The organism is Nesterenkonia sp. CL21 (genome assembly GCF_031705515.1).
Taxonomy (GTDB): Bacteria; Actinomycetota; Actinomycetes; order Actinomycetales; family Micrococcaceae; genus Nesterenkonia; species Nesterenkonia aethiopica.
Genome location: NZ_JAUTWR010000002.1, coordinates 64280 through 89885 on the forward strand (window position 1 = coordinate 64280; position 25606 = coordinate 89885).

35 protein-coding genes are annotated in these 25606 nt (G+C 68.0%); 1 reads left to right on the forward strand and 34 read right to left on the reverse strand.

Annotation, left to right across the window (positions count from 1 at the left end):
• Positions 1–22: 22 nt before the first annotated feature.
• Together ptsP and Q7C18_RS05190 are read right to left on the reverse strand one after the other, a co-directional pair.
• Positions 23–1783 (reverse strand): phosphoenolpyruvate--protein phosphotransferase, encoded by a 1761-nt coding sequence (gene ptsP, locus Q7C18_RS05185; RefSeq protein ID WP_311024494.1) that lies wholly within the window; start codon positions 1781–1783, stop codon positions 23–25.
• Entirely contained in the window at positions 1780–2118 is a 339-nt protein-coding gene (locus Q7C18_RS05190; protein ID WP_311024495.1) for a PTS sugar transporter, read from the reverse strand. Before Q7C18_RS05190 ends, ptsP begins: the two co-directional genes overlap by 4 nt.
• A gap of 230 nt (positions 2119–2348) precedes the next feature.
• Between Q7C18_RS05190 and Q7C18_RS05195 the strand changes: the two genes are divergently transcribed.
• Positions 2349–4259: a PTS sugar transporter subunit IIA gene (locus Q7C18_RS05195; protein ID WP_311024496.1), complete on the forward strand. Its 1911-nt coding sequence runs from the start codon at positions 2349–2351 to the stop codon at positions 4257–4259.
• 230 nt (positions 4260–4489) lie between these two features.
• On the opposite strand, the gene Q7C18_RS05200 is transcribed toward Q7C18_RS05195, so the two are convergent.
• From Q7C18_RS05200 to tuf, 32 genes are all read right to left on the reverse strand, one after another.
• On the reverse strand, positions 4490–5923 hold the full coding sequence (locus Q7C18_RS05200) for a sugar porter family MFS transporter (protein ID WP_311024497.1): 1434 nt from the start codon (positions 5921–5923) through the stop codon (positions 4490–4492).
• A 270-nt stretch (positions 5924–6193) separates the two neighbouring features.
• Positions 6194–7045 (reverse strand): tRNA pseudouridine synthase A, encoded by an 852-nt coding sequence (locus tag Q7C18_RS05205; RefSeq protein ID WP_311024498.1) that lies wholly within the window; start codon positions 7043–7045, stop codon positions 6194–6196.
• A gap of 185 nt (positions 7046–7230) precedes the next feature.
• The gene (gene rplQ / locus Q7C18_RS05210) at positions 7231–7776 is read right to left on the reverse strand and encodes a 50S ribosomal protein L17 (RefSeq protein ID WP_311024499.1); all 546 of its coding nucleotides are present in this window, start codon (positions 7774–7776) and stop codon (positions 7231–7233) included.
• Positions 7777–7854: 78 nt separating this feature from the next.
• On the reverse strand, positions 7855–8868 hold the full coding sequence (locus Q7C18_RS05215; protein WP_311024500.1) for a DNA-directed RNA polymerase subunit alpha: 1014 nt from the start codon (positions 8866–8868) through the stop codon (positions 7855–7857).
• A 115-nt stretch (positions 8869–8983) separates the two neighbouring features.
• Positions 8984–9385 carry a 30S ribosomal protein S11 gene (rpsK, locus tag Q7C18_RS05220; RefSeq protein WP_070162535.1) on the reverse strand — a complete coding sequence of 134 codons (402 nt, stop codon included), beginning with the start codon at positions 9383–9385 and terminating at the stop codon, positions 8984–8986.
• A gap of 79 nt (positions 9386–9464) precedes the next feature.
• On the reverse strand, positions 9465–9833 hold the full coding sequence (gene rpsM / locus Q7C18_RS05225; protein WP_070162533.1) for a 30S ribosomal protein S13: 369 nt from the start codon (positions 9831–9833) through the stop codon (positions 9465–9467).
• Between the two features lie 239 nt (positions 9834–10072).
• Complete coding sequence (gene rpmJ / locus Q7C18_RS05230) at positions 10073–10186, reverse strand: 50S ribosomal protein L36 (protein ID WP_070162531.1); 114 nt, start codon at positions 10184–10186, stop codon at positions 10073–10075.
• A gap of 11 nt (positions 10187–10197) precedes the next feature.
• Complete coding sequence (infA, locus tag Q7C18_RS05235) at positions 10198–10419, reverse strand: translation initiation factor IF-1 (protein WP_070162529.1); 222 nt, start codon at positions 10417–10419, stop codon at positions 10198–10200.
• A 374-nt stretch (positions 10420–10793) separates the two neighbouring features.
• Positions 10794–11633: a type I methionyl aminopeptidase gene (map, locus tag Q7C18_RS05240; protein ID WP_396954340.1), complete on the reverse strand. Its 840-nt coding sequence runs from the start codon at positions 11631–11633 to the stop codon at positions 10794–10796.
• Complete coding sequence (locus Q7C18_RS05245) at positions 11633–12202, reverse strand: adenylate kinase (protein WP_311024501.1); 570 nt, start codon at positions 12200–12202, stop codon at positions 11633–11635. Before Q7C18_RS05245 ends, map begins: the two co-directional genes overlap by 1 nt.
• Positions 12199–13506: a preprotein translocase subunit SecY gene (secY, locus tag Q7C18_RS05250; protein ID WP_311024502.1), complete on the reverse strand. Its 1308-nt coding sequence runs from the start codon at positions 13504–13506 to the stop codon at positions 12199–12201. The genes Q7C18_RS05245 and secY overlap by 4 nt, the downstream gene beginning before the upstream one ends.
• A 237-nt stretch (positions 13507–13743) precedes the next feature.
• Positions 13744–14238 carry a 50S ribosomal protein L15 gene (gene rplO / locus Q7C18_RS05255; protein ID WP_311024503.1) on the reverse strand — a complete coding sequence of 165 codons (495 nt, stop codon included), beginning with the start codon at positions 14236–14238 and terminating at the stop codon, positions 13744–13746.
• Positions 14238–14468 (reverse strand): 50S ribosomal protein L30, encoded by a 231-nt coding sequence (gene rpmD, locus Q7C18_RS05260; RefSeq protein WP_070162524.1) that lies wholly within the window; start codon positions 14466–14468, stop codon positions 14238–14240. Before rpmD ends, rplO begins: the two co-directional genes overlap by 1 nt.
• Positions 14465–15220 (reverse strand): 30S ribosomal protein S5, encoded by a 756-nt coding sequence (gene rpsE / locus Q7C18_RS05265; RefSeq protein WP_311024504.1) that lies wholly within the window; start codon positions 15218–15220, stop codon positions 14465–14467. The genes rpmD and rpsE overlap by 4 nt, the downstream gene beginning before the upstream one ends.
• Complete coding sequence (gene rplR / locus Q7C18_RS05270) at positions 15217–15588, reverse strand: 50S ribosomal protein L18 (RefSeq protein WP_070159069.1); 372 nt, start codon at positions 15586–15588, stop codon at positions 15217–15219. Before rplR ends, rpsE begins: the two co-directional genes overlap by 4 nt.
• Before the next feature lie 3 nt (positions 15589–15591).
• Positions 15592–16128 (reverse strand): 50S ribosomal protein L6, encoded by a 537-nt coding sequence (rplF, locus tag Q7C18_RS05275; protein ID WP_311024505.1) that lies wholly within the window; start codon positions 16126–16128, stop codon positions 15592–15594.
• A gap of 20 nt (positions 16129–16148) precedes the next feature.
• Positions 16149–16547, reverse strand: coding sequence for a 30S ribosomal protein S8 (gene rpsH / locus Q7C18_RS05280; RefSeq protein WP_070159067.1), 399 nt, complete (start codon positions 16545–16547; stop codon positions 16149–16151).
• Between the two features lie 111 nt (positions 16548–16658).
• Entirely contained in the window at positions 16659–17237 is a 579-nt protein-coding gene (gene rplE / locus Q7C18_RS05285; RefSeq protein ID WP_070159066.1) for a 50S ribosomal protein L5, read from the reverse strand.
• Positions 17237–17572, reverse strand: coding sequence for a 50S ribosomal protein L24 (gene rplX, locus Q7C18_RS05290; protein ID WP_070159065.1), 336 nt, complete (start codon positions 17570–17572; stop codon positions 17237–17239). Before rplX ends, rplE begins: the two co-directional genes overlap by 1 nt.
• A 3-nt stretch (positions 17573–17575) precedes the next feature.
• Entirely contained in the window at positions 17576–17947 is a 372-nt protein-coding gene (gene rplN, locus Q7C18_RS05295; protein ID WP_070159064.1) for a 50S ribosomal protein L14, read from the reverse strand.
• Positions 17948–18328: 381 nt separating this feature from the next.
• On the reverse strand, positions 18329–18613 hold the full coding sequence (gene rpsQ, locus Q7C18_RS05300) for a 30S ribosomal protein S17 (protein WP_070159063.1): 285 nt from the start codon (positions 18611–18613) through the stop codon (positions 18329–18331).
• A 2-nt stretch (positions 18614–18615) separates the two neighbouring features.
• Complete coding sequence (rpmC, locus tag Q7C18_RS05305) at positions 18616–18882, reverse strand: 50S ribosomal protein L29 (RefSeq protein WP_070159062.1); 267 nt, start codon at positions 18880–18882, stop codon at positions 18616–18618.
• A gap of 2 nt (positions 18883–18884) precedes the next feature.
• Positions 18885–19301 (reverse strand): 50S ribosomal protein L16, encoded by a 417-nt coding sequence (gene rplP / locus Q7C18_RS05310; protein ID WP_070159061.1) that lies wholly within the window; start codon positions 19299–19301, stop codon positions 18885–18887.
• Positions 19301–20104, reverse strand: coding sequence for a 30S ribosomal protein S3 (gene rpsC, locus Q7C18_RS05315; RefSeq protein ID WP_311024506.1), 804 nt, complete (start codon positions 20102–20104; stop codon positions 19301–19303). Before rpsC ends, rplP begins: the two co-directional genes overlap by 1 nt.
• Positions 20104–20469, reverse strand: coding sequence for a 50S ribosomal protein L22 (gene rplV, locus Q7C18_RS05320; protein ID WP_070161783.1), 366 nt, complete (start codon positions 20467–20469; stop codon positions 20104–20106). The genes rpsC and rplV overlap by 1 nt, the downstream gene beginning before the upstream one ends.
• 61 nt (positions 20470–20530) lie before the next feature.
• Positions 20531–20812 (reverse strand): 30S ribosomal protein S19, encoded by a 282-nt coding sequence (gene rpsS, locus Q7C18_RS05325; protein ID WP_070161785.1) that lies wholly within the window; start codon positions 20810–20812, stop codon positions 20531–20533.
• Positions 20813–20824: 12 nt separating this feature from the next.
• Positions 20825–21661 carry a 50S ribosomal protein L2 gene (gene rplB, locus Q7C18_RS05330; protein ID WP_070161787.1) on the reverse strand — a complete coding sequence of 279 codons (837 nt, stop codon included), beginning with the start codon at positions 21659–21661 and terminating at the stop codon, positions 20825–20827.
• A gap of 35 nt (positions 21662–21696) precedes the next feature.
• Positions 21697–22002, reverse strand: coding sequence for a 50S ribosomal protein L23 (gene rplW, locus Q7C18_RS05335; RefSeq protein ID WP_070161789.1), 306 nt, complete (start codon positions 22000–22002; stop codon positions 21697–21699).
• Positions 21999–22619 (reverse strand): 50S ribosomal protein L4, encoded by a 621-nt coding sequence (rplD, locus tag Q7C18_RS05340; RefSeq protein ID WP_311024507.1) that lies wholly within the window; start codon positions 22617–22619, stop codon positions 21999–22001. Before rplD ends, rplW begins: the two co-directional genes overlap by 4 nt.
• Positions 22620–22624: 5 nt before the next feature.
• Positions 22625–23287 carry a 50S ribosomal protein L3 gene (gene rplC, locus Q7C18_RS05345; RefSeq protein ID WP_085437746.1) on the reverse strand — a complete coding sequence of 221 codons (663 nt, stop codon included), beginning with the start codon at positions 23285–23287 and terminating at the stop codon, positions 22625–22627.
• 23 nt (positions 23288–23310) lie between these two features.
• Positions 23311–23619, reverse strand: a complete 309-nt coding sequence (rpsJ, locus tag Q7C18_RS05350) for a 30S ribosomal protein S10 (protein WP_022871716.1) — start codon at positions 23617–23619, stop codon at positions 23311–23313.
• Between the two features lie 576 nt (positions 23620–24195).
• Complete coding sequence (gene tuf, locus Q7C18_RS05355; protein ID WP_070161794.1) at positions 24196–25386, reverse strand: elongation factor Tu; 1191 nt, start codon at positions 25384–25386, stop codon at positions 24196–24198.
• Positions 25387–25606 lie beyond the last annotated feature (220 nt).

Here is a 25606-nt window from a genome sequence, read left to right on the forward strand (position 1 = left end):
TGTGGGTGGATGAGAAGAGAGGTCAGCGGGAGACGTCGGCGAGCGCCGCCCGGGCCGCCTCGCGCGCGTCCTGCGCGCCGGCGGCGGCCAGCGCCGCCTGGGCCGCGGCCCGAGCGGCCTCGGCCGTGTGTCGGGCCAGCTCGGCGCGGACATCGGCCATCGCGGCCGGAGCCATCGAGAGCGTCTGCACTCCCAGGCCGACCAGCACCACGGCCAGCAGCGGATCCGCGGCGGCCTCGCCGCACACCCCCACCGGGCGGTCCTGGCGGGCTCCGGCGGCGCCGACCTCGCCGATGAGCCGCAGCACCGCCGGGTGCCACGGGTCCTGCAGCTCGGCGACGGAGCCCAGCAGCCGGTCGGCGGCCATCGTGTACTGGGTCAGGTCGTTGGTGCCGATCGAGGCGAAACCGGTGCGGGCCAGCAGCTGGTCGGCGATCAGGGCGCTGGAGGGGACCTCCACCATCACCCCGGCGGTGCGCAGCCCGTGCTCGGCGGCGAGGGCGGTGAACGCCTCGGCCTCCTCCGCGGTGGAGACCATCGGAGCCATGACCCACAGGTCGGCCTCGGTGGCGGCGGCGGCCTCGGCCAACGCGGTGAGCTGGCCCCGGAGGATCTCCGGCTGCGCGTTCAGGGCGCGCAGGCCACGGCGCCCCAGCGCCGGGTTCTCCTCGTCCGCGTCGGTGAGGAACGGCAGCGGCTTGTCCGCGCCGGCGTCGAGCAGTCGGATGACCACCTTCTGCCCGGGGAAGGCCTCGAGCATCTGCTGGTAGGCGTGGCGTTGGGCGGCAACGTCCGGAGCGGTCTCCGCGCTGAGGAAGAGGAACTCGGTGCGGAACAGGCCCACACCTTCGGCGCCGCGCTCCACGGCCTCGGCCGCCCCCTCCGGCGATCCCAGGTTGGCCAGCAGCGGCACCGGGGTCCCGTCGGCCAGCGCCCCCGGAGTGACCGGGGCGGAGGCCGCGGCGGCCCGCTCCGCGATGCGCGCGCGGACCTCCTCCTCACGCTCAGGGCTCGGGGAGGTCTCCACCGCGGAGGCGGCGGCGTCGACCACCACGGTCTCACCATCGGTCAGCTCGGCGGCCCCGGCCACCCCGACCACGGCGGTGAGGCCCTTCTCCCGGGCGAGGATCGCGGTGTGGGAGGTGGGCCCGCCCTCGATGGTCACCACCGCCAGGACCTTCTCCAGATCGAGCAGCGCGGTGTCGGCCGGGGCCAGGTCCTGGGCCACCAGCACGAAGGGATGGCCGGGGTCCGGGACGCCGGGGGCCGGAAGCCCGGAGAGGTGGGCGATGACGCGCTGGGCGACGTCGGCCAGGTCGGCGGCGCGCTCCCCCAGGTAGCCTCCGGCCTGCTCCAGGCGGCGACGGAACTGCTCGAAGGACTCATGGACGGCCCGCTCCGCGGTGGCGCCGTCGCCGAGACGGGCCCGCACCGCCTTGTCCAGGGCCGGGTCCTGGGCCATCATCGCCTGGGCCTGCAGCACGCCCTGGGCCGTTCCGCCGGCGGCCTCGCCCCGGGCGGCGAGGTCCTGGGCGACGGCGACCACGGACTCCTGCACGCGAGCGTGCTCCTGCTCCGGGGTCAGGGCGCTGGGCTCCTCCCCCGGGGCCTGAAGAGGGGCCGCCATCCGGGCCACGGGCCCCAGGGCCACACCCTGCCCCACGCCGGTGCCGGTCAGGGTGCGCGCCCCGGGAGCGGGCTGTTCCGCGGGCGCGGCGGAAGCAGCGGACACAGCGGGCGCGACCTCCTGGGAGGAGGCGTGCGGCAGCAGGGACGAGGTCATGAGGTCTCCTCGGGGTCATTGCGGTCGACGGGGAGCGACTCGAGGATCAGGGCAAGGGTGCGGGATCCGTCGAGGTCGCTGAAGATGTCAGGGGGAAGGGTCACCAGGGGGATGCGCATGCTGTAGGAGTCCAGGCGGTCCTGGACCTGCTCCCGGAAGGCGGCCAACTGGGGCCCCAGCAGGAGGAGGTCGACGTCATCGAGGTCCCCCGACAGTGCGGAGTCGGCGGCGGCACGCACCGTATGCGGCAGCCCCGCCCGCTGCAGAGCGGCGCGGGCGCGCTGGGCCACGAATGTGCTGGACGCACCGGCGCCGCAGACCACCAGGATCTCCATCGATCATCAGCTCCTTCTTCTCCTGACTGTGATTCTCCGCGCGCCGCGATGCCCGTCACAACCATTGAAGTTTCCGCCTCCCCGGAAATCTGCCGGTCACCGGCCCGCCACCTGCCGGTCGCCCAAGGACCCGGAGACGCGGCGCGGGTATCGTAGGCGTGGATCCTCCCGCCGCCCGAGCGCAGGCGGGCGGCACCTGCCATGGAACGACGGCGCCGAGGGGGCATGCGATGACGCGGCAGCGCCAGGACCAGCTGGTCACCCTGCTGCTGCGCGACCGCGGCTGGACCACGGCGGCCGCGCTGGCGGACCTGCTCGGCGTCACGCCGCGCAGCGTGCGCTCCTACATCGCGGCGATCAACGCCCGCACTCCCGGCGGCGACGCCGTCGAGTCAGGGCCTTCCGGCTACCGCGCCAACCGACCCGTGCTCGCCGGGCTGAGGGCCGGCGGCGAGCGGGAGACTCCCCGGGACCGGCTGCACCGGCTGGTGCGGGCGCTGCTCACCGCCGAGGAAGGGCTCGACGTCTATGAGACCGCCGAGACGCTCTACGTCAGCGACGCCACGGTGGAGTCTGACCTTGCGCGTGTCCGCGGCCTGCTGGACGGGACCGAGCTGCAGCTTCGACGCAGCGGACCGCGGGTGCGCCTGGTGGGCGACGAGCTGGCCCAGCGCCGGCTGGTCTCCCGCCTGGCCCATGAGGAGATGGAGGAGGGAACCTTCGACGTCGAGGCTCTGCGGCGGGCCGCAGGGCTCGGCACCGTGGACAGCGCCGCCTTCGGGACCTTCACCCGGGAGCTGGCCGCCGAGCTCGCCTCGCTGGGCTGGTACGTCAACGAGTTCGCGGCCGCCGACGTCGCCCTGCACGCCGCCATCGCCGCCGACCGGGTCGCGCGCGGCCGCGCCCTGCACAGCACCCACGGGGAGCCCAGCGACGATCAGCACCGCCTGGGGGCGACCCTCGATGCGCTGAGCCGACGCCATTTCGACGTCGCCCTGGGCCCCGGCGACCTGCAGCATCTCAGTTCCCTGGTGCTGACCCGGGTGGTCGCCCCCGGTGGGGCCGCCGAGGAGCAGGTGCGGCTGGACCCGGAGATCGAGGCCACCGTGCGGCAGGCCGTCACCCACGCCGCCCACGGGTACCTGGTGGACATCGTCGACGAGGAGTTCATCCGGCGCCTCGGCCTGCACGTGCAGAACCTGGTGCTGCGCTCCCGGGAGCATGCGACCGCCCGCAACCCATTGACCCGATCCCTGAAGTCCGCCTACCCGATGATCTTCCAGGTGGCGGTGTCCATCGCCAACGACGTCGGCCGCCGCCTGGACGTGGAGATCCACGACGATGAGATCGCCTACATCGCCATGCATGTGGGGGGCCGTCTCGAGCGCCGCCGGATGGCGGAGACGGTACTGACCGCCACCATCGTCTGCCCCGGGTACTACGAGCTGCACGAGCTGCTGCGCTCCCGGATCGCCCGCTCCCTGGGACCCAGCATCGAGGTCACGGGAGTCGAGACCCGGGTGGACCCCGACTGGGCGGCGATCGACACCGACCTGGTGCTGACCACCATCGAACCGCCCCACCGCGACGAACGGACCGTCACCCTGCCCCCGTTCCTCACCGACGCGGACCTGGAACGCATCACCACGGCGGCCTCCCGGATCCGCCGGGGCCGACGGCTGGCCCGGCTGCGGGAGGAGCTCGAGCGCTACCTGAGCCCGGACGCCTTCATCCGTCCGCTGGACACCGCGGACGAGGAGGAGGCCATCCGCGCCCTGGGTGCTCCGCTGGCGGCCCGCGGAGTGATCGACCAGGACTACATCGACCGCACCGTGGAGCGGGAACGGCTCTCCTCCACGGCGTTCACGGAGGCCCTGGCGGTGCCGCATGCACTGCAGATGACCGCCACGCGCACGGCCATCGCTCTGGGCATCGCCGACGGCTCCGTCCCCTGGGGCGACGCCCGCATCCAGGTGGTCGCGCTGGTCGCCTTCAGCGAGGACGAGCGCGAGGCCTTCCAGACGATCTTCGAACAGCTCGTCGAGGTCTTCAGCGAACGCGAGTCCGTCCAGCGGCTGCTGCGCCGCGGGCAGGACTTCGGCAGCTTCCTGGACGAGCTGGTCGCCGTCATCGACGGGTGAGGGCGGCCCCCTGAGGCTGCCCACCCCTGGCACGTGCGGCGGGCTCTGGCCCAGCCTCCTGCGGCGGTTCGGCCCCGCGAGCAGGACGGGCATGCGCATGCCCGTCGTCATTCTCCGCCGCGTGTCGGAGGGACGGACGACGACGGCCGGCCACCTCCCCCCACTGAGGGACGTGACCGGCCGTCGTCTGCGCACTGCCCCGGTGCGCCCGATGGATCCGGGCTGCGGGCTCAGTCCTGCTTGGTGTAGGCGCCTTCCGCCATGTCCTCAAGCTCGCGGCCCTTGGTCTCCGGGACCCATTTGAGCACGAAGACCAGGGACAGCAGCGCCGAGACCGCATAGAAGCCGTAGGCGAAGACGAGCGAGAGCTCCGCCATGGACGGGAAGACCGTGGAGATCACGAAGTTCGCCGCCCAGTTGGCCGACGCCGTCACCCCCAGCGCGATGGCGCGGATGCGGTTGGGGAACATCTCCCCCAGCAGCAGCCACATGAACGGGCCCCAGGTGGCGCCGAAGAACAGCACGAACACGTTGGCCGAGATCAGGGCGACCACGCCCCAGGCCCCGGGGAGCTGGACGTCGTCGCCGACGGTGACGGCCTGGGAGAAGGCCACCGCCATCATCCCGAGGCCCAGGGCCATGCCGGCAGAGCCGACGGCCAGCGGAATGCGGCGGCCCACCTTGTCCACGATGATGATGCCGACCACGGTGGCCACGATGTTCACCGTGGTGGTGATGACCTGGATCAGGAACGACTGGTCCTCGGGGATGCCCACCGACTGCCACAGCGTGTTGGAGTAGTAGAAGATCACGTTGATCCCCACGAACTGCTGGAAGACCGCGAGCCCCAGGCCGACCCACACGATGGGCATGACCTTGCCGGAGACCAGCAGGTCGCGCAGTCGCTGCCGGGACTCCATGTTGATCGTCCGGCCGATCTCCTGGATCTTCGCGCGGATCTCGTCGTCCTGGCGCAGGCCCACGACCTCCCGCAGAACCGTCGCCGCGCGGGCGTCGTCGCCCCGCGAGACCAGGTAGCGCGGCGACTCCGGGATGGAGGTGGCCAGCAGGCCGTAGATCAGGGCGGGGATCGCCTCGATGAGGAACATCCAGCGCCAGGCGTCGACGCCGAACCACAGTTCCCCGGAAGCCCCACCGGCGAGGTTGGAGATGAAGGCGTTGGAGACGGCCGCGGCGAAGATCCCGATGACGATGGCCATCTGCCACAGCGAGCCCAGGCGTCCCCGGAGGTTGGTGGGCGCGACCTCGGCGATGTAGGCCGGGGCGATCACCGAGGCCATGCCGACGCCGACGCCGCCGAGCACGCGCCAGACGATCAGGTCCACGGTGTCGAAGGCCAGGCCGGAGCCCAACGCGGAGATGAAGAAAGCGGCGGCGGCGATGAGCATGGCGCGCACGCGACCCAGACGGTCCGAGAGCGTGCCGCCGATCCAGGCGCCGACCATGCAGCCCAGCAGAGCGGAGGAGACGGTGAAGCCGATCAGGACCTCAGAGAGGCCGAACGTGTCTTGGATGGCGCCGACCGCACCGTTGATGACGGCGGTGTCGAAGCCGAAGAGGAAGCCGCCGAACGCGGCGACCAGCACGACCCATGTCACGGCGGTGACCGCGGGGTCCTGCGATCGTGTGGTGGTGGTGCTCATCAGAGGGTGATCCTTTGAGTCGAAGAGGTCTGAACCGGTGAGCTGCGTCCTATGAGCCAGGTCGCAACGCATGCGAACTGTGGCACCCTACATCACCAGGCAGGAAGCGCTCTCAGCCTCTCGGCACGCCATGAGTGGAACATCACCCCTGGTCAGAGAGCTATAGCGCTGGAGCAATCGATGCGTGACTCCGCACACTGCGTGCGAAAGATCACATCAGTCGATGTCATGGGTGTCACAGCAGGCATCGCATGACAATTCGTCCGCGGCTCAGGATCCGCGTGTCGGGCGCGTGGCCCGAGTCTGCTCCGCACGGTCGGCCAGCTGATCGTCGGGCGGGTAGTCCACAGACTCCAGCACCAGTCCTCGCGGCGGGGCCAGCCGCACTGCGGCGTCCCAGCTGGGCGTGCCCAGCCGCTCCATGAGCCAGCCCGACTCACGGCGCCCCTCCCCCACGTCGATCGTCGCGCCGATCAGGGCCCGCACCATGTGGTGGCAGAAGGCGTCCGCGGTGAGCCGGGCCGCGATGACGCCGTCGTCCCCGCGTGCGATGCTGAACTCCTGCAGCTCTCGGATGGTCGTGCTCATCTCCCGGGGCCGGCAGAAGCTGCCGAAGTCATGCAGCCCCAGCATCCCGACGGTCTCAGCTGCCATGAGCGCGTCGTCCAGCCGCGCGCGATGCCAGGCGGTGTCCGCCCGACGCAGCGGATCCCGCAGCGCGGGATGGTCGGCGATCCGGTAGGTGTAGGTGCGGCTCAGGGCCGAGAACCGGGCGTCGAAGCTCGCCGGGACCTCGGCGGCGCTGTGGACGACGACAGCCCCGTCCTCGCGGGCCAGCACCCCGCCCAGCCGGCGCAGGATCGCCTCCTCGGGCGCGATGTCCCGGCCCCGTGACAGACCTTCCCATTCGGCGCGGCTCAGGTCCAGGTGCACCACCTGGCCTCGGGCGTGGACCCCGGCGTCGGTCCGCCCGGCGACCACGACCTTCACAGGCCGACGGATCAGGGTGGCCAGCGCCTCGGTGAGCACACCCTCTACGGTGCGCAGCCCCGGCTGGGCGGCCCAGCCGCGGTAGGCGCCGCCGTCGTAGGCCAGGTCGAGTCGGATCCGCACATCTGCCATGGACACCAGGGTATCCGGGCTCCGCACCGCAGCCCGCACACGCAGAAGCCCCCGATCCCCTCCAGGGGATCGGGGGCTTCTGCGATGCCGAGGGCACATCGTCACGGCGTGCTGACGATGCGCGGCGCGGAGAACCGTCAGGACAGGCGCTCTGCCGGATCATCGGACCCGAAGGCCCGGAAGGGTCACTTGTCCTCGGTCTCCTCGGAAGTCTCCTCAGCCGGAGTCTCCTCAGCGGGAGTCTCCTCGGTGACCTCCTCGACCTGAGTGTCCTCGGCGACCTCCTCGACCGACTCCTCCTCGACCGGGGCGGCGGCGGCCTGCTCGGCCTCCTTCACCACAGCCTGCTTCGGGGAGACCGGCTCCATGACGAGCTCGATGACAGCCATGGGGGCGTTGTCGCCCTTGCGGTTGCCGATCTTGGTGATGCGGGTATAGCCGCCCTCGCGCTGGGCCATGGCCGGAGCGATCACAGTGAACAGCTCGTGGATGATGGCCTGGTTGGTCGAGTTCTTGGCGCTGATCTTGCCGACCACCTGGCGGCGAGCCGCGAGGTCACCCTTCTTGGCGATGGTGATCAGGCGCTCTGCGTACGGACGCAGACGCTTCGCCTTGGTCACCGTGGTGGTGATCGAGCGGTGCTCGAACAGGCTGGCCGACAGGTTGGCCAGCATCATCTTCTCGTGCGACGGGCTCCCGCCCAGGCGCGGTCCCTTGGTGGGGGTAGGCATTGTCTCGTTCTCCTTGGATGGTGCGCCGCCGGGTCACAGCCCCCGCGACGCGCAGATGATGTCGTGTGCGTCAGGCGCTCAGAACTGCTGCTCGCCCTCGAGGTACTCGCCCTCGCCCGCCTCCTGGAAGCGCGCGGCGGTCGGGTCGAAGCCCGCCGGGGAGTCCTTCAGGGACAGGCCGAGCTCGGTGAGCTTGTCCTTGACCTCGTCGATGGACTTCGCACCGAAGTTGCGGATGTCCATCAGGTCGGCCTCGGAGCGTGCCACGAGCTCACCCACGGTGTGGATGCCCTCGCGCTTGAGGCAGTTGTAGGAGCGCACCGTCAGCTCCAGGTCCTCGATGGGCAGAGCCATGTCGGCGGCCAGGGCGGCGTCGGTCGGCGAGGGGCCGATCTCGATGCCCTCGGCGGCGACGTTGAGCTCCCGGGCCAGCGAGAACAGCTCGACCAGCGTGGTGCCCGCGGATGCCAGTGCATCGCGCGGAGCCATCGACGGCTTGGCCTCGACGTCGACGATCAGCTTGTCGAAGTCGGTGCGCTGCTCGACACGGGTCGCCTCGACCTTGAAGCTCACCTTCAGGACCGGGGAGTAGATGGAGTCGACCGGAATGCGGCCGATCTCCGAGTCCGCGACCTTGTTCTGCGAGGCCGACACATAGCCGCGGCCGCGCTCGATGGTCAGCTCCATGTCCAGCTTGCCGTCCTCGTTGAGGGTGGCCAGGTGGAGGTCGGGGTTGTGGACCTCCACACCCGCCGGCGGAGTGATGTCCGCGGCAGTGACCTCACCCGGGCCCTCCTTGCGGAGGTAGGCGACGACGGGCTCGTCGTGCTCGGAGGACACGGAGAGCCGCTTCACGTTGAGCACGAGCTCGGTGACGTCCTCCTTGGCGCCGGCGACGGTGGTGAACTCGTGGAGCACACCGTCGATCCGGATGCTGGTCACAGCCGCGCCCGGAATGGAGGACAGCAGGGTGCGACGCAGCGAGTTGCCGAGGGTGTAGCCGAAGCCCGGCTCCAGGGGCTCGATGATGAAACGCGAACGGTGGTCAGCGACGACTTCTTCGGTCAGCGTGGGGCGCTGTGCAATGAGCACTGGTGGTTCCTTTCAGAGTGCATCCGCTATATGACGCAAACTCAGCGATGATGATGCTCACCTCCGCCGCAGCCCGGGAGGCCGCGGCGGAGATCGGTGTCGTATAGAAGGTCGCTCAGACGCGACGGCGCTTCGGCGGGCGGCAGCCGTTGTGCGCGCTCGGGGTGACGTCCGTGATGGAGCCGACCTCGAGGCCGGCGGCCTGCAGGGAGCGGATGGCGGTCTCGCGCCCGGAGCCCGGGCCCTTGACGAACACGTCGACCTTGCGCATGCCGTGCTCCTGGGCACGCTTGGCGGCCTGCTCCGCGGTCATCTGCGCCGCGTAGGGAGTGGACTTGCGGGAGCCCTTGTGTCCGACCTCGCCCGACGAGGACCACGAGATCACGGCGCCGGTGGGGTCCGTGATGGACACGATCGTGTTGTTGAAGGTCGACTTGATGTGGGCCTGGCCCTGGGTGATGTTCTTGCTGGCCTTGCGGCGCGGCTTGCGAGCCGCTGCGCGTGACTTGGGGGGCATATCTTCTCCGTGACTCAGTTGGTCTGATCAGCGTGTGCCGGCCTGTCCGGGACCCCGGAGGCCGAGGGCATACGCAGAACTACTTCTTCTTGCCTGCGACGGTCCTCTTCGGACCCTTGCGGGTGCGGGCGTTGGTCTTGGTGCGCTGACCGCGGACCGGCAGGCCACGGCGGTGGCGCAGGCCCTGGTAGGAACCGATCTCGACCTTGCGCCGGATGTCGGCGGCGACCTCACGACGGAGGTCACCCTCGACCGTGAAGTTCCCCTCGATGTAGTCACGCAGAGCGACCAGCTGGTCGTCGCTGAGGTCCTTCACACGGGTGTTCGGGTCGATCCCGGTGGCCTCGAGGGCCAGCTGGGCGCGGGTGTGCCCGACGCCGTAGATGTAAGTGAGTGCGATCACCGTGCGCTTGTCGCGCGGGATGTCGACACCTGCCAGACGTGCCACGTGGCAGTCCTCCTTGTTCTTGTCCGAAGGTCTTCAGCAGTGCGTTCCCTCTGGGACGTCCCCGATACGGTGATCGGCGGCGTCCGGCGTCGGAGGTGACGCCGTCAGCGGGTCTCCGGCCCTCGGCAACCGGAGGTGGAACCGTGCAGCTCATCCACGGTGTGCACTGCCATCATCATTGAGCTGTGGTCGAGCGCCCGGGCGCCCTCACTTCATCCAGGTGGGAGAAGGTGAGGAGCTCAGCCCTGGCGCTGCTTGTGGCGCGGGTTCTTGCAGATCACGCGGATCACGCCGTTGCGGCGGATCACCTTGCAGTCAGAGCAGATCTGCTTCACGCTGGGGTGAACCTTCATGGCTTTCCTCTTTACTTGTAGCGGTAGACGATACGTCCACGGTTGAGGTCATACGGGCTCATCTCCACCACGACCCGGTCCTCCGGGAGGATCCGGATGTAGTGCTGGCGCATCTTGCCCGAGATGGTGGCGAGCACCACGTGGTCGTTCTCCAGACGCACGCGGAACATCGCGTTCGGAAGGGCTTCGGTCACCCGGCCCTCAACCTCGATCACACCTTCTTTTTTACCCATATGCTCCACACCGTTCGCGACTCCCCCGTCCGGTCGATGCACGACGACGGCGACAGCACCCGTCGATCCGGACCGCGGCGCACTGCACCGCCTGACCCGTGATCATGAGGAATGATGCCGCCGCACGTGACGTGCGGGCCGGGAGAATCTGGTTCTGTTTCTGACAGACGCCGCTGGGCTCCCTCCGCTCCCGGTGAGACCGGAGGCGCAGGACGCCCGCCGGTCTGCGGGCACGGCTGAACCACAGAGACAACCAGCAGTCAATACTACCCGACACCGAGTCGTCGCGGCAATTCGCCGCAGGAGGACCCGGGGCGGGTCAGCGGTGAGGAGGGCGGACCGGGGCCGGCAGCCGCGGTCGACCCGAGTGTCGATCAGCGGATCGGCACGGGGGTCACGCCGAGCGGCTCCAGCTCGGAGGCCCCGCCGTCGGGTGCGGTCAGCACCCAGATCCCGCCCTCGTGGCGGGCCACCGAGTGCTCCCACTGGCTGGCCCGGGACCCGTCCTCCGTGACGACCGTCCAGTCGTCGTCGAGGACCCGGGTCTCGATGCCGCCGCAGGTGAGCATCGGCTCGATGGCCAGCGCGAGGCCCGGCTTGATCCGGGTGCCCTTCATGCCCGTGGAGTAGTTGAAGACGTCCGGGGGCAGGTGCATGGCCGAGCCGATCCCGTGGCCCACATAGTCCTCGAGGATCCCCAGCCGCTCGCCGGGCTGGGAGACGACGTGCTCCTCGATCGCTTCACCGATCTCCCCGACGTGGCGGGCCGTGGCGAAGGCGGCGATGCCGCGCCACATGGCCTGGCGCGTGATCTCCGAGAGACGCTCGTCGCCGGCGTCGGCGGTCCCGTCCTGGGAGGAGCCCAGGATCACCGTGCGCGCCGAGTCCGAGTGCCAGCCGTCGATGATGCAGCCGCCGTCGATCTTCAGCACGTCGCCGGTCTGCAGGACTCGGCCTCCGGGGATCCCGTGGACGACCTCGTCGTTGACCGACGCGCAGATGTGCCCGGGGAAGCCGTGATAGTTCAGGAAGTTCGGCTTCGCCTCGTGGTCGGCGAGCACCTCGGCGAAGACCGCGTCGAGCTCCGCCGTGCTCCGTCCGGGCTCTGCCGCGGCGACGGCGGCGTCGAGCGCCTCACACAGCACTGAGCCGGCGGCGTCCATGGAAGCCAGCTGCTCGGGCGTCTTGAGCTCGACGCGGGGTCGGGAGAACATCAGCCGCGGATCGCTTCCATGATGCGTCCGTAGACCTCGTCGATCTCGCCCAGCCCGTCGACCTGGCGGAGCAGGCCGCGGGAGTCGTACTCGGCGATCATCGGCGCGGTCTCGGTCTCGAAGAGCTCCAGACGACGGCGGATCGCGGCCTCATCGGCGTCATCCTCGCGCCCTTCGATCTCGGCGCGCTTCTTCAGCCGCTGGGTCAGCTCCTCACGGTCGGCGGTGAGCTCCAGCACGACGTCGAGCTCCACTCCCAGGCGGGAGAGCATCTCATCGAGCGCAGTCACCTGGGTGCGGTTGCGGGGGTAGCCGTCCAGCAGGAAGCCGTCCTTCGCGTCCTCCCAGGACAGGCGGTCCTCGACCATGCGGTTGGTCACCGAGTCCGGGACGAGCTCGCCGGCGTCGACGTAGGTCTGGGCCTCCCGGCCCAGCTCCGTCCCGCCCTTGATGTTGGCCCGGAAGATGTCACCGGTGGAGATGGCGACGATGCCCAGCTCCTCGGCGATCTTCTTCGACTGGGTTCCCTTGCCCGACCCGGCGGGTCCGACGATCAGCATTCGCGTCATCGCAGCAGCCCTTCGTAGTTCCTCTGTTCCATCTGAGCATTGATCTGCTTCACCGTGGTCAGACCCACACCCACCATGATGAGGATGGAGGTTCCGCCGAACGGGAAGTTCTGGTCGGCGCGGATCAGCACGAAGGCGATCAGCGGGATCAGGGCGATGAAGCCCAGATACAGCGAGCCGGGGAACGTGATGCGGGAGATCACGTAGGCCAGGTAGCTCTCCGTGGGCCGGCCGGCGCGGATCCCGGGGATGAACCCGCCGTACTTGCGCATGTTCTCGGCCACCTCGTTCGGGTTGAACGTGATGGTCACGTAGAAGTAGGTGAACCCGATGGTCAGCAGGAAGAAGATCACCATGTACACCGGGTGGCTCTGCGTGCCGAAATACGTCTGGATGAGCTCGGCGAACCGGCCGGGCTCTTCTCCCGGGGCCGGCTGGTTGAACTGGATGTACACCGAGGGGAGCATCAGCACCGAGGAGGAGAAGATCACGGGGATGACACCGGCCATGTTGACCTTGATCGGAATGTAGGTGGAGGTTCCGCCCACCGTGCGACGGCCGACCTGGCGCTTCGCGTACTGGACCGGCACACGCCGCTGGGACTGCTCCACGAAGACCACTGCGGTGATGATGACCAGGCCGATCAGCATCACCAGGGCGAAGGTCCGCCAGCCCTGCACGGTCCAGATCTGACCCATGGCGCCGGGGAAGCCGGCGGCGATGGAGACGAAGATCAGGATGGACATGCCGTTGCCGACGCCTCGCTCGGTGATCTGCTCGCCGAGCCACATGATCAGCGCCACGCCCGAGGTCAGCACGACGATCATCAGGACGATGACCCACAGGGAGTCGTTCGGGATGATGGGGATGTCACAGCCCAGCAGCGCACCCGTGCGGGCCGTGGCGACCAGCGTGGTGGCGTTCAGCGTGGCCAGTCCGATGGTGAGGTAGCGGGTGTACTGCGTCAGCTTCGCCTGCCCCTGCGGGCCCTCCCGCTGCAGCGTCTCGAAGCGGGGGATGACCACGCGCAGCAGCTGCACGATGATGGCCGCGGTGATGTAGGGCATGATGCCCAGGGCGAAGACCGAGACCTGCAGCAGCGCACCGCCGGAGAACATGTTCACGAAGGAGTAGAGGCCCCCTTCCGTGGAGCCCAGCTCGAGACACTGCTGGACGGCGCCGTAGTCCACCCCGGGGGCCGGGATGAAGGCTCCGATCCGGTAGATCGTGATGATCCCGATCGTGAACCAGATCTTGCGGCGCAGGTCGGGCGTCTTGAACACCCTGGCTAGTGCGCTGAACACGCGTCCTCCTGTGGATGGTGCCTCGGCATGGCGTCAGTGGTCGCCGCCGAGGTCCGGCGGCCACACAGACAGCCATACTAACGTCACATGCGGGAACGATGAGAATCGTCTCCGGGATCCGGACCACAGCCGGAGCTCCTGATCACATGGCGGCGAGGCGGAACATGGGGTGGGTGGAGATGCACGACGGCCCCCGTCGCACGCGACGGGGGCCGTCAGACATCAGCGATGTGTCGCTCAGTCCTGTGCCGGAGCCGGACGCAGGTCCAGCGTCGTGACCGAACCGCCGGCCTCGGTGATCTTCTTCTCGGCCGAGGCGGAGAAGGCGTGGGCCTTCACCTGGACCGCCGAGGAGATCTCACCGGAGCCGAGCACCTTGACGGGGCGGCCCTTCTTGGCCACGCCCTTGGCGATGAGGATCTCCGGAGTGACCTCGCCGCCGGAGGGGAAGAGCTCCCCCAGGGTGGAGAGGTTCACCGGGGAGAACTCGACCCGGTTCGGGTTCTTGAAGCCGCGCAGCTTCGGAAGGCGCATGTGCAGCGGCAGCTGCCCACCCTCGAAGCCGGCGCGGACCTGGTAGCGGGCCTTGGTTCCCTTGGTGCCGCGGCCTGCGGTCTTGCCCTTGGACGCCTCACCACGGCCCACACGGGTGCGGGCCTTCTTGGAGCCGGGGGCCGGACGCAGGTCGTGGACCTTGAGGACCTCAGACTCGGCAGCGTTGTTCTCTGCCATCACTTGGCCTCCTCAACATTCACGAGATGCTTCACAGTGTTCAGCATGCCCACGGTGACGGCGTCCGCGTCACGGACCACGGTGTGGCCGATCCGCTTCAGACCCAGCGAACGCACCGTGTCACGGTGCTTCGGCGTGGCGCCGATGGTGGACTTCTTCTGAGTGATCTCCAGCTTGTGGTCGCCGGGGACCAGGTTCTTGGCGGTGGTGTAGTTGACCGTCACCCTCATGCACCTGCCTTCTGCGCACGAGCCTCGCGGTCCGCCTCCATGGTGCGGAGCATCGGGGCCGGTGCGACCTCGTCGAGGGCCTTGCCGCGGCGAGCCGCCACAGCCTGAGGCTCCTCGAGCTGCTTCAGAGCGTCGATGGTGCCGTGCACGATGTTCAGCGCGTTCACCGAGCCCATGGACTTGGTGAGCACGTCGTGGATGCCGGCGCACTCCAGCACGGCGCGAACCGGACCACCGGCGATCACACCGGTACCCGGGGAGGCCGGACGCAGCAGCACGACGCCCGCGGCGTCCTCGCCCTTGACCAGGTGCGGGATGGTGGAGCCCACGCGCGGCACGCGGAAGAAGTTCTTCTTGGCCTCCTCCACGCCCTTCTGGATCGCGGCGGGCACCTCCTTGGCCTTGCCATAGCCGACGCCGACCATGCCGTCGCCGTCGCCGACGACGACCAGCGCGGTGAAGCTGAAGCGACGACCGCCCTTGACGACCTTGGAGACGCGGTTGATGGTCACGACGCGCTCCAGGAACTTGTCCCGGTCGTCGTCGCGGCCGCCACGGCCACGGCCCTCGCCGCGGCCACGACCGCCGCGGCCACCACGGCCGCCGCGCTCGTCACGACCGCCGCGGCCGGAGCTCTTGTCAGCGGCCTGCTGGGTCTCGCCGGCCTGGGGCTGCTGAGCAGCCTGGGCGGCGTTCTCGTTGGCCTCAGTCACAGATGAGTCCTTCACAGTGTTGTCGGTGTTCTCACTCACAGCTTCAGACCACCCTCCCGAGCGCCGTCAGCGACGGCGGCCACGCGACCGTGGTACTTGTTGCCGCCGCGGTCGAAGACCACGGCCTCGATGCCGGCAGCCTTGGCGCGCTCGGCGATCAGCTCGCCGACCTTCTTCGCCTTGGCGGTCTTGTCGCCGTCGAAGCTGCGCAGGTCCGCCTCCATGGTGGTGGCGGAGACCAGCGTGCGGCTGCGGTCGTCGTCGACGACCTGAGCGACCATGTGGCGCGATGAGCGGGTGACCACCAGGCGCGGACGCTCGGCGGAACCGCTGATCTTCTTGCGCAGGCGGAGGTGACGACGGCCGCGGGCAGCGGACTTCGACTTGCCCTTGATACCAATAGCCATGCGTTACTTACCTGCCTTTCCGGCCTTGCGGCGAATCTGCTCGCCCTCGTAGCGCACGCCCTTGCCCTTGTACGGGTCAGGCTTGCGCAGCTTGCGGATGTTGGCGGCGACCTCGCCGACCTGCTGCTTGTCGATGCCGGAGACCGCGAGCTTGTTGGCGCCCTCGACCTGGAAGGTGATGCCCTCGGGGGCCTCCACCTGGATCGGGTGCGAGTAGCCCAGGGCGAACTCGAGGTCCGAGCCCTTCGCCTGCACGCGGTAACCGGTGCCGACGATCTCGAGCTTCTTGGTGTAGCCGTCGGTGACACCGATGATCATGTTGTTGATCAGGGTGCGGGTCAGGCCGTGCAGGGAGCGGGACTCGCGCTCGTCGTCGGGACGGGTCACCGTGATGGTGCCGTCCTCGATGGCGACGTCGATGCCCTCGGCGAGGGTCCGCTGGAGCGAGCCCTTCGAGCCCTTCACGGAGATCTCACGGCCGTCGAGGGAGACCTCGACGCCGGCAGGGATGGTGATCGGAAGACGACCGATGCGTGACATTGTGCTTCGACTCCTTCCGGTTACCAGACGTAGGCGAGGACTTCCCCGCCGACGCCCTTCTTGGCAGCCTGCCGGTCCGTGAGCAGACCGGAAGAGGTGGACAGGATCGCGATGCCCAGACCGCCCAGCACGTGCGGGAGGTTGTTGGACTTCGCATACACCCGGAGACCGGGCTTGGAGATGCGGCGCAGGCCGGCGATCGAACGCTCACGGTTCGGGCCGAACTTGAGGTCGATGACCAGGGTCTTCCCGACCTCGGCCTCCTCCTCGCGCCAGTCAGTGATGTAACCCTCGGCCTTGAGGATGTCGGCCACCCGCACCTTCAGCTTGGAGCTGGGCATGGAGACCTGGTCGTGGTAGGCCGAGTTGGCGTTGCGCAGACGCGTCAGCATGTCTGCGACTGGGTCAGTCATTGTCATGTGGGGCGTGTGCCCTTCCTCGCCGCGGTTTCCGATCTCCGAAGGGACTCAGCGTCCCCGACAGAGTCGGGGCCGATGGAACCTCTGGTGAAGGGACCTGCGGCGTAGTGCTTACTGTTCGGTCTTGAAGGGGAAGCCGAGCGCCTTCAGCAGCGCGCGGCCCTCGTCGTCGGTCTTGGCGGTGGTCACCACGGTGATGTCCATGCCGCGAGCACGGTCGATCGCGTCCTGGTCGATCTCGTGGAACACCGCCTGCTCGGTCAGACCGAACGTGTAGTTGCCGTTGCCGTCGAACTGCTTGGGGCTCAGGCCGCGGAAGTCACGGATGCGCGGCAGCGCAAGGGTGACGAGGCGGTCGATGAACTCCCACATGCGGTCGCCGCGCAGCGTGGTGTGCGCACCGATCGGCTGACCCTCGCGCAGCTTGAACTGCGCGATGGACTTCCGGGCGCGGGTGACCTTCGGCTTCTGGCCGGTGATGTTGGTCAGGTCGCGCACGGCGCCGTCGATGAGCTTGGAGTCGCGTGCGGCCTCGCCGACGCCCATGTTGACCACGACCTTGACCAGGCCGGGGACCTCCATGACGTTGCCGTAGCCGAACTCGCCCTGCAGCGCCTCGCGGATCTCGGAGCGGTACTTGGTCTTCAGACGGGGGGTGATCTTCTCGGTCACGCTCTGCACCTCGGTCATCACAGGTCCTTTCCGGAGGCCTTGGCGTACCGGACGCGCACAGTCTTGGTGCGGCCGTCACGCTCGACGGTCTCCTCCCGGTAGCCGACCCGGGTGGGCTTGCCCGACTCCGGGTCCACCACGGCCACGTTGGAGATGTGGATGGGGGCCTCGGACTCGACGATGCCGCCCTCGGTGTTGCCGAACTGGCCGGCACGGAGGTGGCGCTTCACACGGTTGACGCCCTCGACGACGACGCGCTCCTCGCGCGGCCGCACCTCGAGGACCTTGCCCTGCTTGCCCCGGTCCTTGCCGGTGAGGATCTGGACGAGGTCGTCCTTCTTGATCTTTGCCATGAGTCAGAGCACCTCCGGCGCGAGCGAGACGATCTTCATGAACTTCTTGTCGCGCAGCTCACGACCCACCGGCCCGAAGATACGGGTACCGCGGGGCTCCGGGGTGTCACCCTTGAGGATGACGGCAGCATTCTCGTCGAAGCTGATGTAGGAGCCGTCGTTGCGGCGGGTCTTCTTCTTCGAACGGACGAGCACAGCCTTGACGACGTCGCCCTTCTTGACGTTGCCGCCGGGGATGGCGTCCTTGACGGTGGCGACGAAGGTGTCGCCGATGCCTGCGTAGCGGCGTCCCGATCCGCCGAGAACACGGATGACCAAGAGTTCCTTGGCCCCGGTGTTGTCAGCGATCTTCAGCCGCGATTCCTGCTGGATCACGTGGATAATCTCCTGTCGTCTCGCCGGTTCTCGTCGTCCATCCGACGAGCCTTGCGGAACTTCTACGGGAACACTCCCCCGCCGCTTACCCCCGTGGTCCATCGCGTCAGACGCGATCTGTCACTGTCCACGGGGCCGAGGCGGCCTTGGGGGACGTGCGCTTTCCTCAACCCTCCCGGTCTGGCGACCGGAGACGAGGGCCCGCGGGATGGATGGTCCCGCTGCAAGGGCGCACAGCCTCAATATCATACCTGAAAACAGTTCGGGACCCAACTCACCGCGGTGAGTCGGGTCCCGAACCGTCAGCCGGCCCCTCCGGGCCGGGGTGCCGTGCCGCGCTCCCCACAGGGAGCGCGGCACGGGATGCTCATCAGTCGATGATCACTTGGCCTTCTCGATGATCCGCACCAGGCGCCAGCGCTTCGACGCCGACAGCGGGCGGGTCTCCGAGATGAGCACGGTGTCGCCGATGCCGGCGTCGCCGTTCTCGTCGTGAGCCTTGAACTTCGAGTGCCGCTTCATGACCTTCCCGTACAGGGAGTGCTTCCTGCGGTCCTCGACCTCGACCACGATGGTCTTGTCCATCTTGTCGGACACGACCACACCACGCAGGTTCTTGCGGTAGTTGCGCTCGGTGCCCTGTGCTTCGGTGTTCTTCTCGCTCATGCTCAGTCCTCAGCCTTCTCTTCAGCAGCCTCTGCCTCGGCGCCGACCATCTCACGGATGCCCAGCTCGCGCTCCCGCAGGACCGTGTAGATCCGGGCGATGTCACGCTTGACGGCCTTCAGGCGGCTGGAGCTCTCCAGCTGACCGGTGGCGGACTGGAAGCGCAGGTTGAACAGCTCCTCCTTGGCGGAGCGCAGCTGCTCGGCCAGCGAAGCGTCGTCCATGGTCGAGAGCTTCTCGACCGTCAGATCCTTCGAACCGACTGCCATCGTCACTCACCACTCTCTCGGCTGATCACGCGTGCCTTCATCGGCAGCTTGTGGATTGCCAGACGCAGGGCCTCCTTGGCGACCTCTTCGCTGACACCGGACAGCTCGAACATCACGCGTCCGGGCTTCACGTTGGCGACCCACCACTCGGGCGAGCCCTTACCGGAGCCCATGCGGACCTCGGCGGGCTTCTTGGTCAGCGGCTGGTCCGGGTAGATGTTGATCCAGACCTTTCCGCCTCGCTTGATGTAGCGGGTCATCGCGATACGTGCCGACTCGATCTGCCGGTTCGTCACGTAGGCGGGGCCCAGGGCCTGGATGCCGTACTCGCCGAAGGCGAGTTCGGTGCCGCCCTTGGCCTGGCCGCGGCGCTTGGGCTTGTGCGGCTTGCGGTACTTGACTCGACGGGGCATCAGCATCAGCTCTGTCCTCCTTCAACTGCAGACTCGGCAGCCGCCGGAGCGCCCTGCTGGTCCCGGCTGCGACCGCCGCGACGACGACGCTCGCCGCCGCCGGCACCGCCGCGACCGCCACGACCGCCCCGGCCCGAAGGCTGGGAGGCCTGCTGAGCGGCCAGCTCCTTGGCGGTCAGGTCACCCTTGTAGACCCAGACCTTGACGCCGATCCGACCGAAGGTCGTCTTGGCCTCGTGCCTGCCGAAGTCGATGTTGGCGCGCAGGGTGTGCAGCGGCACGCGACCCTCGCGGTAGAACTCCGAACGGGACATCTCCGCACCGCCCAGGCGTCCGGCGCACTGGATGCGGATGCCCTTGGCGCCGGCACGCATGGCCGACGAGATGGACTTCTTCATCGCGCGGCGGAAGGCCACACGGGAGGCGAGCTGCTCGGCCACACCCTGGGCGACCAGCTGAGCGTCGGTCTCGGGGTTCTTGACCTCGAGGATGTTCAGCTGGATCTGCTTGCCCGTGAGCTTCTCCAGCTCGCTGCGGATGCGGTCCGCCTCGGCGCCGCGGCGGCCGATCACGATGCCCGGACGTGCCGTGTGGATGTCCACACGGACGCGGTCACGGGTGCGCTCGATCTCGACCTTGGAGATGCCGGCGCGCTCGACGCTCTTGTTCAGCAGCTCCCGGATCTGGACGTCTTCCTTCACGAAGTCCTTGTAGCGCTGACCCGGCTTGCTCGAGTCGGCGTACCAGTGGGAGACGTGGTCAGTGGTGACACCCAGACGGAAACCATTCGGGTTGATCTTCTGTCCCACTACTGATCCCCACCTTTCTCTTCCGTACCGACCACGACGGTGACGTGGCTGGTGCGCTTGTTGATGCGGTACGCCCGACCCTGGGCGCGCGGACGGAACCGCTTCATGGTCGGTCCCTCGTCCACTCGGGCCTCGGTGACGTAGTAGTCGTCCTCGTTGAAGGCGACACCGGCCTGGTCCGCGTGCTGGCGAGCGTTCGCCAGCGCGGAGGCCACCACCTTGTACACCGGCTCCGAGGCGCCCTGCGGGGCGAACTGGAGGATCGCCAGCGCCTCGTTGGCCTGCTTGCCGCGGACAAGGTCGACGACGCGCCGGGCCTTCATAGGCGTCACACGCAGGTAGCGCGCAATTGCCTTGGCTTCCATTGCTTTCCTTCTCTCGTCTCTCGATCGAAGAGGCTTCACGTTCACTCATCCCGTGAGGGGATCAGCGACGCTTGCCCTTCTTGTCGTCCTTCACATGGCCGCGGAAAGTGCGGGTCAGCGCGAACTCGCCGAGCTTGTGCCCGACCATCGACTCGGTGATGAACACCGGGATGTGCTTGCGACCGTCGTGCACTGCGATCGTGTGGCCGAGCATGTCCGGAATGATCATGGAACGGCGGGACCAGGTCTTGATGACGTTCTTGGTGCCCTTTTCGTTCTCAGCCACGACCTTCAGGTACAGGTGCTGATCAACGAAGGGGCCCTTCTTCAAGCTGCGTGGCATGTCTCCAGGCTCCTATCGCTTGTTCTTGTTCCGACGGCGACGCACGATGAGCTTGTCGCTCTCCTTGTTGGGACGACGAGTGCGACCCTCGGGCTTGCCGTTCGGGTTGACCGGGTGGCGACCACCGGAGGTCTTGCCCTCACCACCACCGTGCGGGTGGTCCACCGGGTTCATGACCACACCGCGCACGGTCGGGCGGATGCCCTTCCAGCGGTTGCGGCCGGCCTTGCCCCAGTTGATGTTGGACTGCTCGGCGTTGCCCACCTGGCCGACCGTCGCGCGGCAGCGGACGTCGACGTTGCGCACCTCACCGGAGGGCAGACGCAGCTGGGCGTACTTGCCCTCACGGGCGACCAGCTGGATGGAGGCTCCGGCGGAGCGGCCCAGCTTTGCACCGCCGCCCGGACGCAGCTCCACCGCGTGGATCACGGTACCCAGCGGGATGTTGCGCAGCGGGAGGTTGTTGCCCGGCTTGATGTCAGCGTTCGGGCCGGACTCCACCGGGGCACCCTGCTCCAGCTTGGCCGGAGCCAGGATGTAGCGCTTGGTGCCGTCGGCGAAGTGCAGCAGGGCGATGCGGGCGGTGCGGTTCGGGTCGTACTCGATGTGCGCGACCTTCGCCGGGACGCCGTCCTTGTCCGAGCGACGGAAGTCGATCAGCCGGTACTGGCGCTTGTGACCGCCGCCCTTGTGGCGAGTGGTGATCTTGCCCGAGCTGTTGCGGCCGCCCGACTTGGACAGCGGGCGCAGCAGGGACTTCTCCGGGGTGTCCCGGGTGATCTCTGCGAAGTCGGCCACCGACGAGCCGCGCTGGCCCGGGGTGGTCGGCTTGAGGTTACGGATAGCCATGTTCTTCTTCCTCGATTAAGTGGTCTCCGCGGGGCTCAGCCCAGCGGACCTCCGAAGATGTCAATGTTGCCCTCGCGCAGGGTGATGATCGCGCGCTTGGTGGCGTTGCGAGATCCCCAGCCGAAGCGCGTGCGCTTCCGCTTGCCCGGGCGGTTGATGGTGTTGACGGAGTCGACCTTCACCGAGAAGATCTTCTCCACGGCGTACTTGATCTCCGACTTGGTGGCCTTGACGTCGACGAGGAAGGTGTACTTGCCCTCGTCGATCAGGCCGTAGGACTTCTCCGAGACGACCGGTGCGATGACCACGTCCCGGGGGTCTTTCTCGGTCAGGACGCTCACTTCGTCTCCTCCTTCTCGGCGCCCGCCTGCTGCGCGAGGAAGGCGTCATAGCCGGCCTGGGTGAACACCACGTCGTCAGAGACGACGACGTCATAGGTGTTCAGCTGGTCCGAGTACAGCGTGTGGACGTGCGGCAGGTTGCGGGTCGACAGCGCGGCGACGTCGTCGCTGCGGTCGATCACGACCAGCCAGTTGCGGTTCGCGCCGCCCAGGGAGGCCAGGGCTTCCTTGGCGGCCTTGGTGGACGGGGTCTCAGAGACCAGAGCGTCCACGACGTGGATCCGTCCGTTGCGCGCCCGGTTGGAGAGGGCGCCGCGCAGAGCGGCGGCCTTCATCTTCTTGGGGGTGCGCTGGGCGTAGCTGCGCGGGGTCGGGCCGTGGACGATGCCGCCGCCGATCATGTGCGGGGCGATCATCGAACCCTGGCGCGCGCGGCCGGTGCCCTTCTGGCGGAACGGCTTCGCCGTGGTGCCGGACACCTCCGCACGGGTCTTGACCTTGTGCGTGCCCTGACGGGCTGCAGCCTGCTGCGCGACCACGACCTGGTGGATCAGGGCGACGTTGGTCTTGGCGTCGAAGACCTCGGCAGGGAGGTCGACGGAAACCTTGTTGGCCATGTGGATCATGCTCCCTTCACTGCCGTGCGGACCAGGACGACCTGGCCGCGAGCACCGGGGACGGCGCCCTTGATGAGCAGCAGGTTCTTCTCGGCGTCCACCGCGTGGACGGTGAGGTTGTGCGTGGTGTGGCGCTCGTTGCCCATGCGGCCGGCCATGCGCAGACCCTTGAAGACGCGACCCGGAGTGGCGGCGCCACCGATCGAGCCCGGCTTGCGGTGGTTCTTGTGCTGACCGTGCGAGGCGCCCACACCGGCGAAGCCGTGACGCTTCATGACGCCGGCGAAGCCCTTGCCCTTGGTCTTGCCGACGACGTCGACCTTCTGGCCGGCCTCAAAGGCTTCGACGGAGAGGTCCTGGCCGGCCTCATAGGCAGAGGAGTCGGCGGTGCGGACCTCGACGAGGTGGCGACGCGGGGTCACACCGGCCTTGGCGAAGTGGCCCGCCAGCGGCTTGGTGACCTTGCGCGGGTCGATCTGGCCGTAGCCGATCTGCACCGCGTTGTAGCCGTCGGTCTCGTCAGTGCGGACCTGCGTGATGACATTGGAGTCGGCCTGGACGACAGTGACCGGAACGAGGTTGTTGTCCTCGTCCCAGACCTGGGTCATGCCGAGCTTCGTGCCCAGCAGTCCCTTGACGTTCAGTTCGACGCGGGAAATGTTGGTCATAGTTCTCTCAGCACCTCCCTGCTTCAGAGCTTGATCTCGATGTTGACATCTGCAGGCAGGTCGAGTCGCATCAACGAGTCGACCGCCTTGGGGGTGGGGTCGACGATGTCGATGAGGCGCTTGTGGGTGCGCATCTCGAAGTGCTCGCGGCTGTCCTTGTACTTGTGGGGAGAACGGATCACGGCGTACACGTTCTTCTCGGTGGGCAGCGGCACGGGGCCCACTACCGTCGCACCTGCGCGCGTGACCGTGTCAACGATCTTCCGGGCTGAGGTGTCGATGACCTCGTGGTCATACGACTTCAGCCGGATGCGGATTTTCTGTCCCGCCATGGCGTCTGCCTCTTTCTGGTCAGTGCTTCTTCGTCTGGTCTTCTCGCAGTCCACCGCTGCGGCAGAGCATCACGCTCCCAGAAAAGGCATCGCCCCATCCCCGTCTCGCGACAGGCCTGAGCGGCACTCCCCTTCTGCAGTTGTGGACTGCGCATCAGGCAAGGCCGTGATGCACACCCCGGTCAGGCCGAACCCGTCATGATGACGGGCTGCTCGCCCCGCCGGACTCCGACCCCCGCGGTCGGGCGTGTCGCTTTGATGAGCGGAGAACTCCGCGCACAGCAGGACACACCGCGCAGATCGGGCTGGACTTCGATCAGATTGACAGCTCATCGGCGCCTGATGACACCGGGATTCGGGCGACCCCTGGGGAGCGGGCCTGCGATCATGTCGCCTGCCGCAGCCATCTCAGGGCGCACTCGTCCGTGAGCAACTTGTCCATCTTGACAGAAAAACCTCCAGCACGCAAAACAAGGGCCCCCGACGTCCTGGTGGACATCGGGGGCCCTTGTGCGCCCTCAGGAGGAGGTCAGGTCCTGACCTGGGCCCTCCTGCGGATCAGCCGTGGGGATCAGATCACTTCAGGATCTTGGTCACACGACCGGAGCCGACGGTGCGGCCACCCTCGCGGATGGCGAAGCCGAGGCCCTCCTCCATGGCGATGGGCTGGATGAGCTCCACGGTCATCTCGGTGTTGTCACCGGGCATGACCATCTCGGTGCCCTCCGGCAGGGAGATCACACCGGTCACGTCCGTGGTCCGGAAGTAGAACTGCGGACGGTAGTTGGTGTAGAAGGGGTTGTGACGGCCGCCCTCGTCCTTGGACAGGATGTAGACGTTCGCCTCGAAGTCGGTGTGCGGGGTGATCGAGCCCGGAGCGGCGACGACCTGGCCGCGCTCCACGTCGTCACGCTTCAGACCGCGCAGCAGCAGACCGCAGTTCTCGCCGGCCCAGGCCTCGTCGAGCTGCTTGTGGAACATCTCGATGCCCGTGACGGTGGTCTTCTGCTTCTCGCGGATACCGATGATCTCGATCTCGGAGTTGATCGACAGGGTGCCGCGCTCGGCGCGACCGGTGACCACGGTGCCGCGACCGGTGATGGTGAAGACGTCCTCGATCGGCATCAGGAACGGCTTGTCCTTGTCGCGCTCCGGCTCCGGGATGAACTCGTCGACGGCGTCCATCAGATCCTCGACGGTCTTGACCCACTCGGCGTCGCCCTCGAGGGCCTTCAGACCGGAGGTGCGGATGACCGGAGCGTTGTCGCCGTCGAACTCCTGGTCCGACAGCAGCTCGCGGACCTCCATCTCGACGAGGTCCAGCAGCTCCTCGTCCTCGACCATGTCGGCCTTGTTGAGGGCGACCAGCAGCGCGGGGACGCCGACCTGGCGGGCCAGGAGGACGTGCTCACGGGTCTGGGCCATCGGACCGTCGGTGGCGGCGACCACGAGGATCGCACCGTCCATCTGAGCGGCACCGGTGATCATGTTCTTCACGTAGTCGGCGTGGCCGGGAGCGTCGACGTGCGCGTAGTGACGCTTCTCGGTCTGGTACTCGACGTGGGAGACGTTGATCGTGATGCCGCGCTCGCGCTCCTCGGGAGCGTTGTCGATGGACGCGAAGTCACGCTGCTCGTTCAGGTCCGGGTACTTGTCACCCAGCACCTTGGAGATGGCGGCGGTCAGAGTGGTCTTGCCGTGGTCGACGTGACCGATGGTGCCGATGTTGAGGTGCGGCTTGGTCCGCTCGAACTTTGCCTTGGCCACAGGTTCCTCCTATAGAACTTGTTCAGGTCAGAAGACTTGCTATCAGCCGCACAGGTGAACAGGCTGAAACTCTCGCAAGTCTACTGGGGCGCATGGTATTTGGTGAAATTCTCCGGATGGCCTGCGGGCCCGGGTTCACCGGTTCCCGCATGGGTGTTGCGACGACGGGACGACTCCGGAGCTCATCCCGCCCTCGGTCCGCTTCCCCCGGCGACCGGGA

Excerpts from the sequence above, each read along its gene's own strand:
- ptsP (WP_311024494.1), bottom strand. The coding sequence starts at position 1,783 with ATGACCTCGTCCCTGCTGCCGCACGCCTCCTCCCAGGAGGTCGCGCCC.
- Q7C18_RS05190 (WP_311024495.1), bottom strand. The coding sequence starts at position 2,118 with ATGGAGATCCTGGTGGTCTGCGGCGCCGGTGCGTCCAGCACATTCGTG.
- Q7C18_RS05195 (WP_311024496.1), top strand. The coding sequence starts at position 2,349 with ATGACGCGGCAGCGCCAGGACCAGCTGGTCACCCTGCTGCTGCGCGAC.
- Q7C18_RS05200 (WP_311024497.1), bottom strand. The coding sequence starts at position 5,923 with ATGAGCACCACCACCACACGATCGCAGGACCCCGCGGTCACCGCCGTG.
- Q7C18_RS05205 (WP_311024498.1), bottom strand. The coding sequence starts at position 7,045 with ATGGCAGATGTGCGGATCCGACTCGACCTGGCCTACGACGGCGGCGCC.
- rplQ (WP_311024499.1), bottom strand. The coding sequence starts at position 7,776 with ATGCCTACCCCCACCAAGGGACCGCGCCTGGGCGGGAGCCCGTCGCAC.
- rpsK (WP_070162535.1), bottom strand. The coding sequence starts at position 9,385 with ATGCCCCCCAAGTCACGCGCAGCGGCTCGCAAGCCGCGCCGCAAGGCC.
- rpmJ (WP_070162531.1), bottom strand. The coding sequence starts at position 10,186 with ATGAAGGTTCACCCCAGCGTGAAGCAGATCTGCTCTGACTGCAAGGTG.
- infA (WP_070162529.1), bottom strand. The coding sequence starts at position 10,419 with ATGGGTAAAAAAGAAGGTGTGATCGAGGTTGAGGGCCGGGTGACCGAA.
- map (WP_396954340.1), bottom strand. The coding sequence starts at position 11,633 with ATGTTCTCCCGACCCCGCGTCGAGCTCAAGACGCCCGAGCAGCTGGCT.
- Q7C18_RS05245 (WP_311024501.1), bottom strand. The coding sequence starts at position 12,202 with ATGACGCGAATGCTGATCGTCGGACCCGCCGGGTCGGGCAAGGGAACC.
- rplO (WP_311024503.1), bottom strand. The coding sequence starts at position 14,238 with ATGGCAGAGAACAACGCTGCCGAGTCTGAGGTCCTCAAGGTCCACGAC.
- rpmD (WP_070162524.1), bottom strand. The coding sequence starts at position 14,468 with ATGAGGGTGACGGTCAACTACACCACCGCCAAGAACCTGGTCCCCGGC.
- rplR (WP_070159069.1), bottom strand. The coding sequence starts at position 15,588 with ATGGCTATTGGTATCAAGGGCAAGTCGAAGTCCGCTGCCCGCGGCCGT.
- rplF (WP_311024505.1), bottom strand. The coding sequence starts at position 16,128 with ATGTCACGCATCGGTCGTCTTCCGATCACCATCCCTGCCGGCGTCGAG.
- rpsH (WP_070159067.1), bottom strand. The coding sequence starts at position 16,547 with ATGACAATGACTGACCCAGTCGCAGACATGCTGACGCGTCTGCGCAAC.
- rplE (WP_070159066.1), bottom strand. The coding sequence starts at position 17,237 with ATGACCGAGGTGCAGAGCGTGACCGAGAAGATCACCCCCCGTCTGAAG.
- rplX (WP_070159065.1), bottom strand. The coding sequence starts at position 17,572 with ATGGCAAAGATCAAGAAGGACGACCTCGTCCAGATCCTCACCGGCAAG.
- rpsQ (WP_070159063.1), bottom strand. The coding sequence starts at position 18,613 with ATGAGCGAGAAGAACACCGAAGCACAGGGCACCGAGCGCAACTACCGC.
- rpmC (WP_070159062.1), bottom strand. The coding sequence starts at position 18,882 with ATGGCAGTCGGTTCGAAGGATCTGACGGTCGAGAAGCTCTCGACCATG.
- rplP (WP_070159061.1), bottom strand. The coding sequence starts at position 19,301 with ATGCTGATGCCCCGTCGAGTCAAGTACCGCAAGCCGCACAAGCCCAAG.
- rplV (WP_070161783.1), bottom strand. The coding sequence starts at position 20,469 with ATGGAAGCCAAGGCAATTGCGCGCTACCTGCGTGTGACGCCTATGAAG.
- rpsS (WP_070161785.1), bottom strand. The coding sequence starts at position 20,812 with ATGCCACGCAGCTTGAAGAAGGGCCCCTTCGTTGATCAGCACCTGTAC.
- rplB (WP_070161787.1), bottom strand. The coding sequence starts at position 21,661 with ATGGCTATCCGTAACCTCAAGCCGACCACCCCGGGCCAGCGCGGCTCG.
- rplD (WP_311024507.1), bottom strand. The coding sequence starts at position 22,619 with ATGGCCAACAAGGTTTCCGTCGACCTCCCTGCCGAGGTCTTCGACGCC.
- rplC (WP_085437746.1), bottom strand. The coding sequence starts at position 23,287 with ATGACCAACATTTCCCGCGTCGAACTGAACGTCAAGGGACTGCTGGGC.
- rpsJ (WP_022871716.1), bottom strand. The coding sequence starts at position 23,619 with ATGGCGGGACAGAAAATCCGCATCCGGCTGAAGTCGTATGACCACGAG.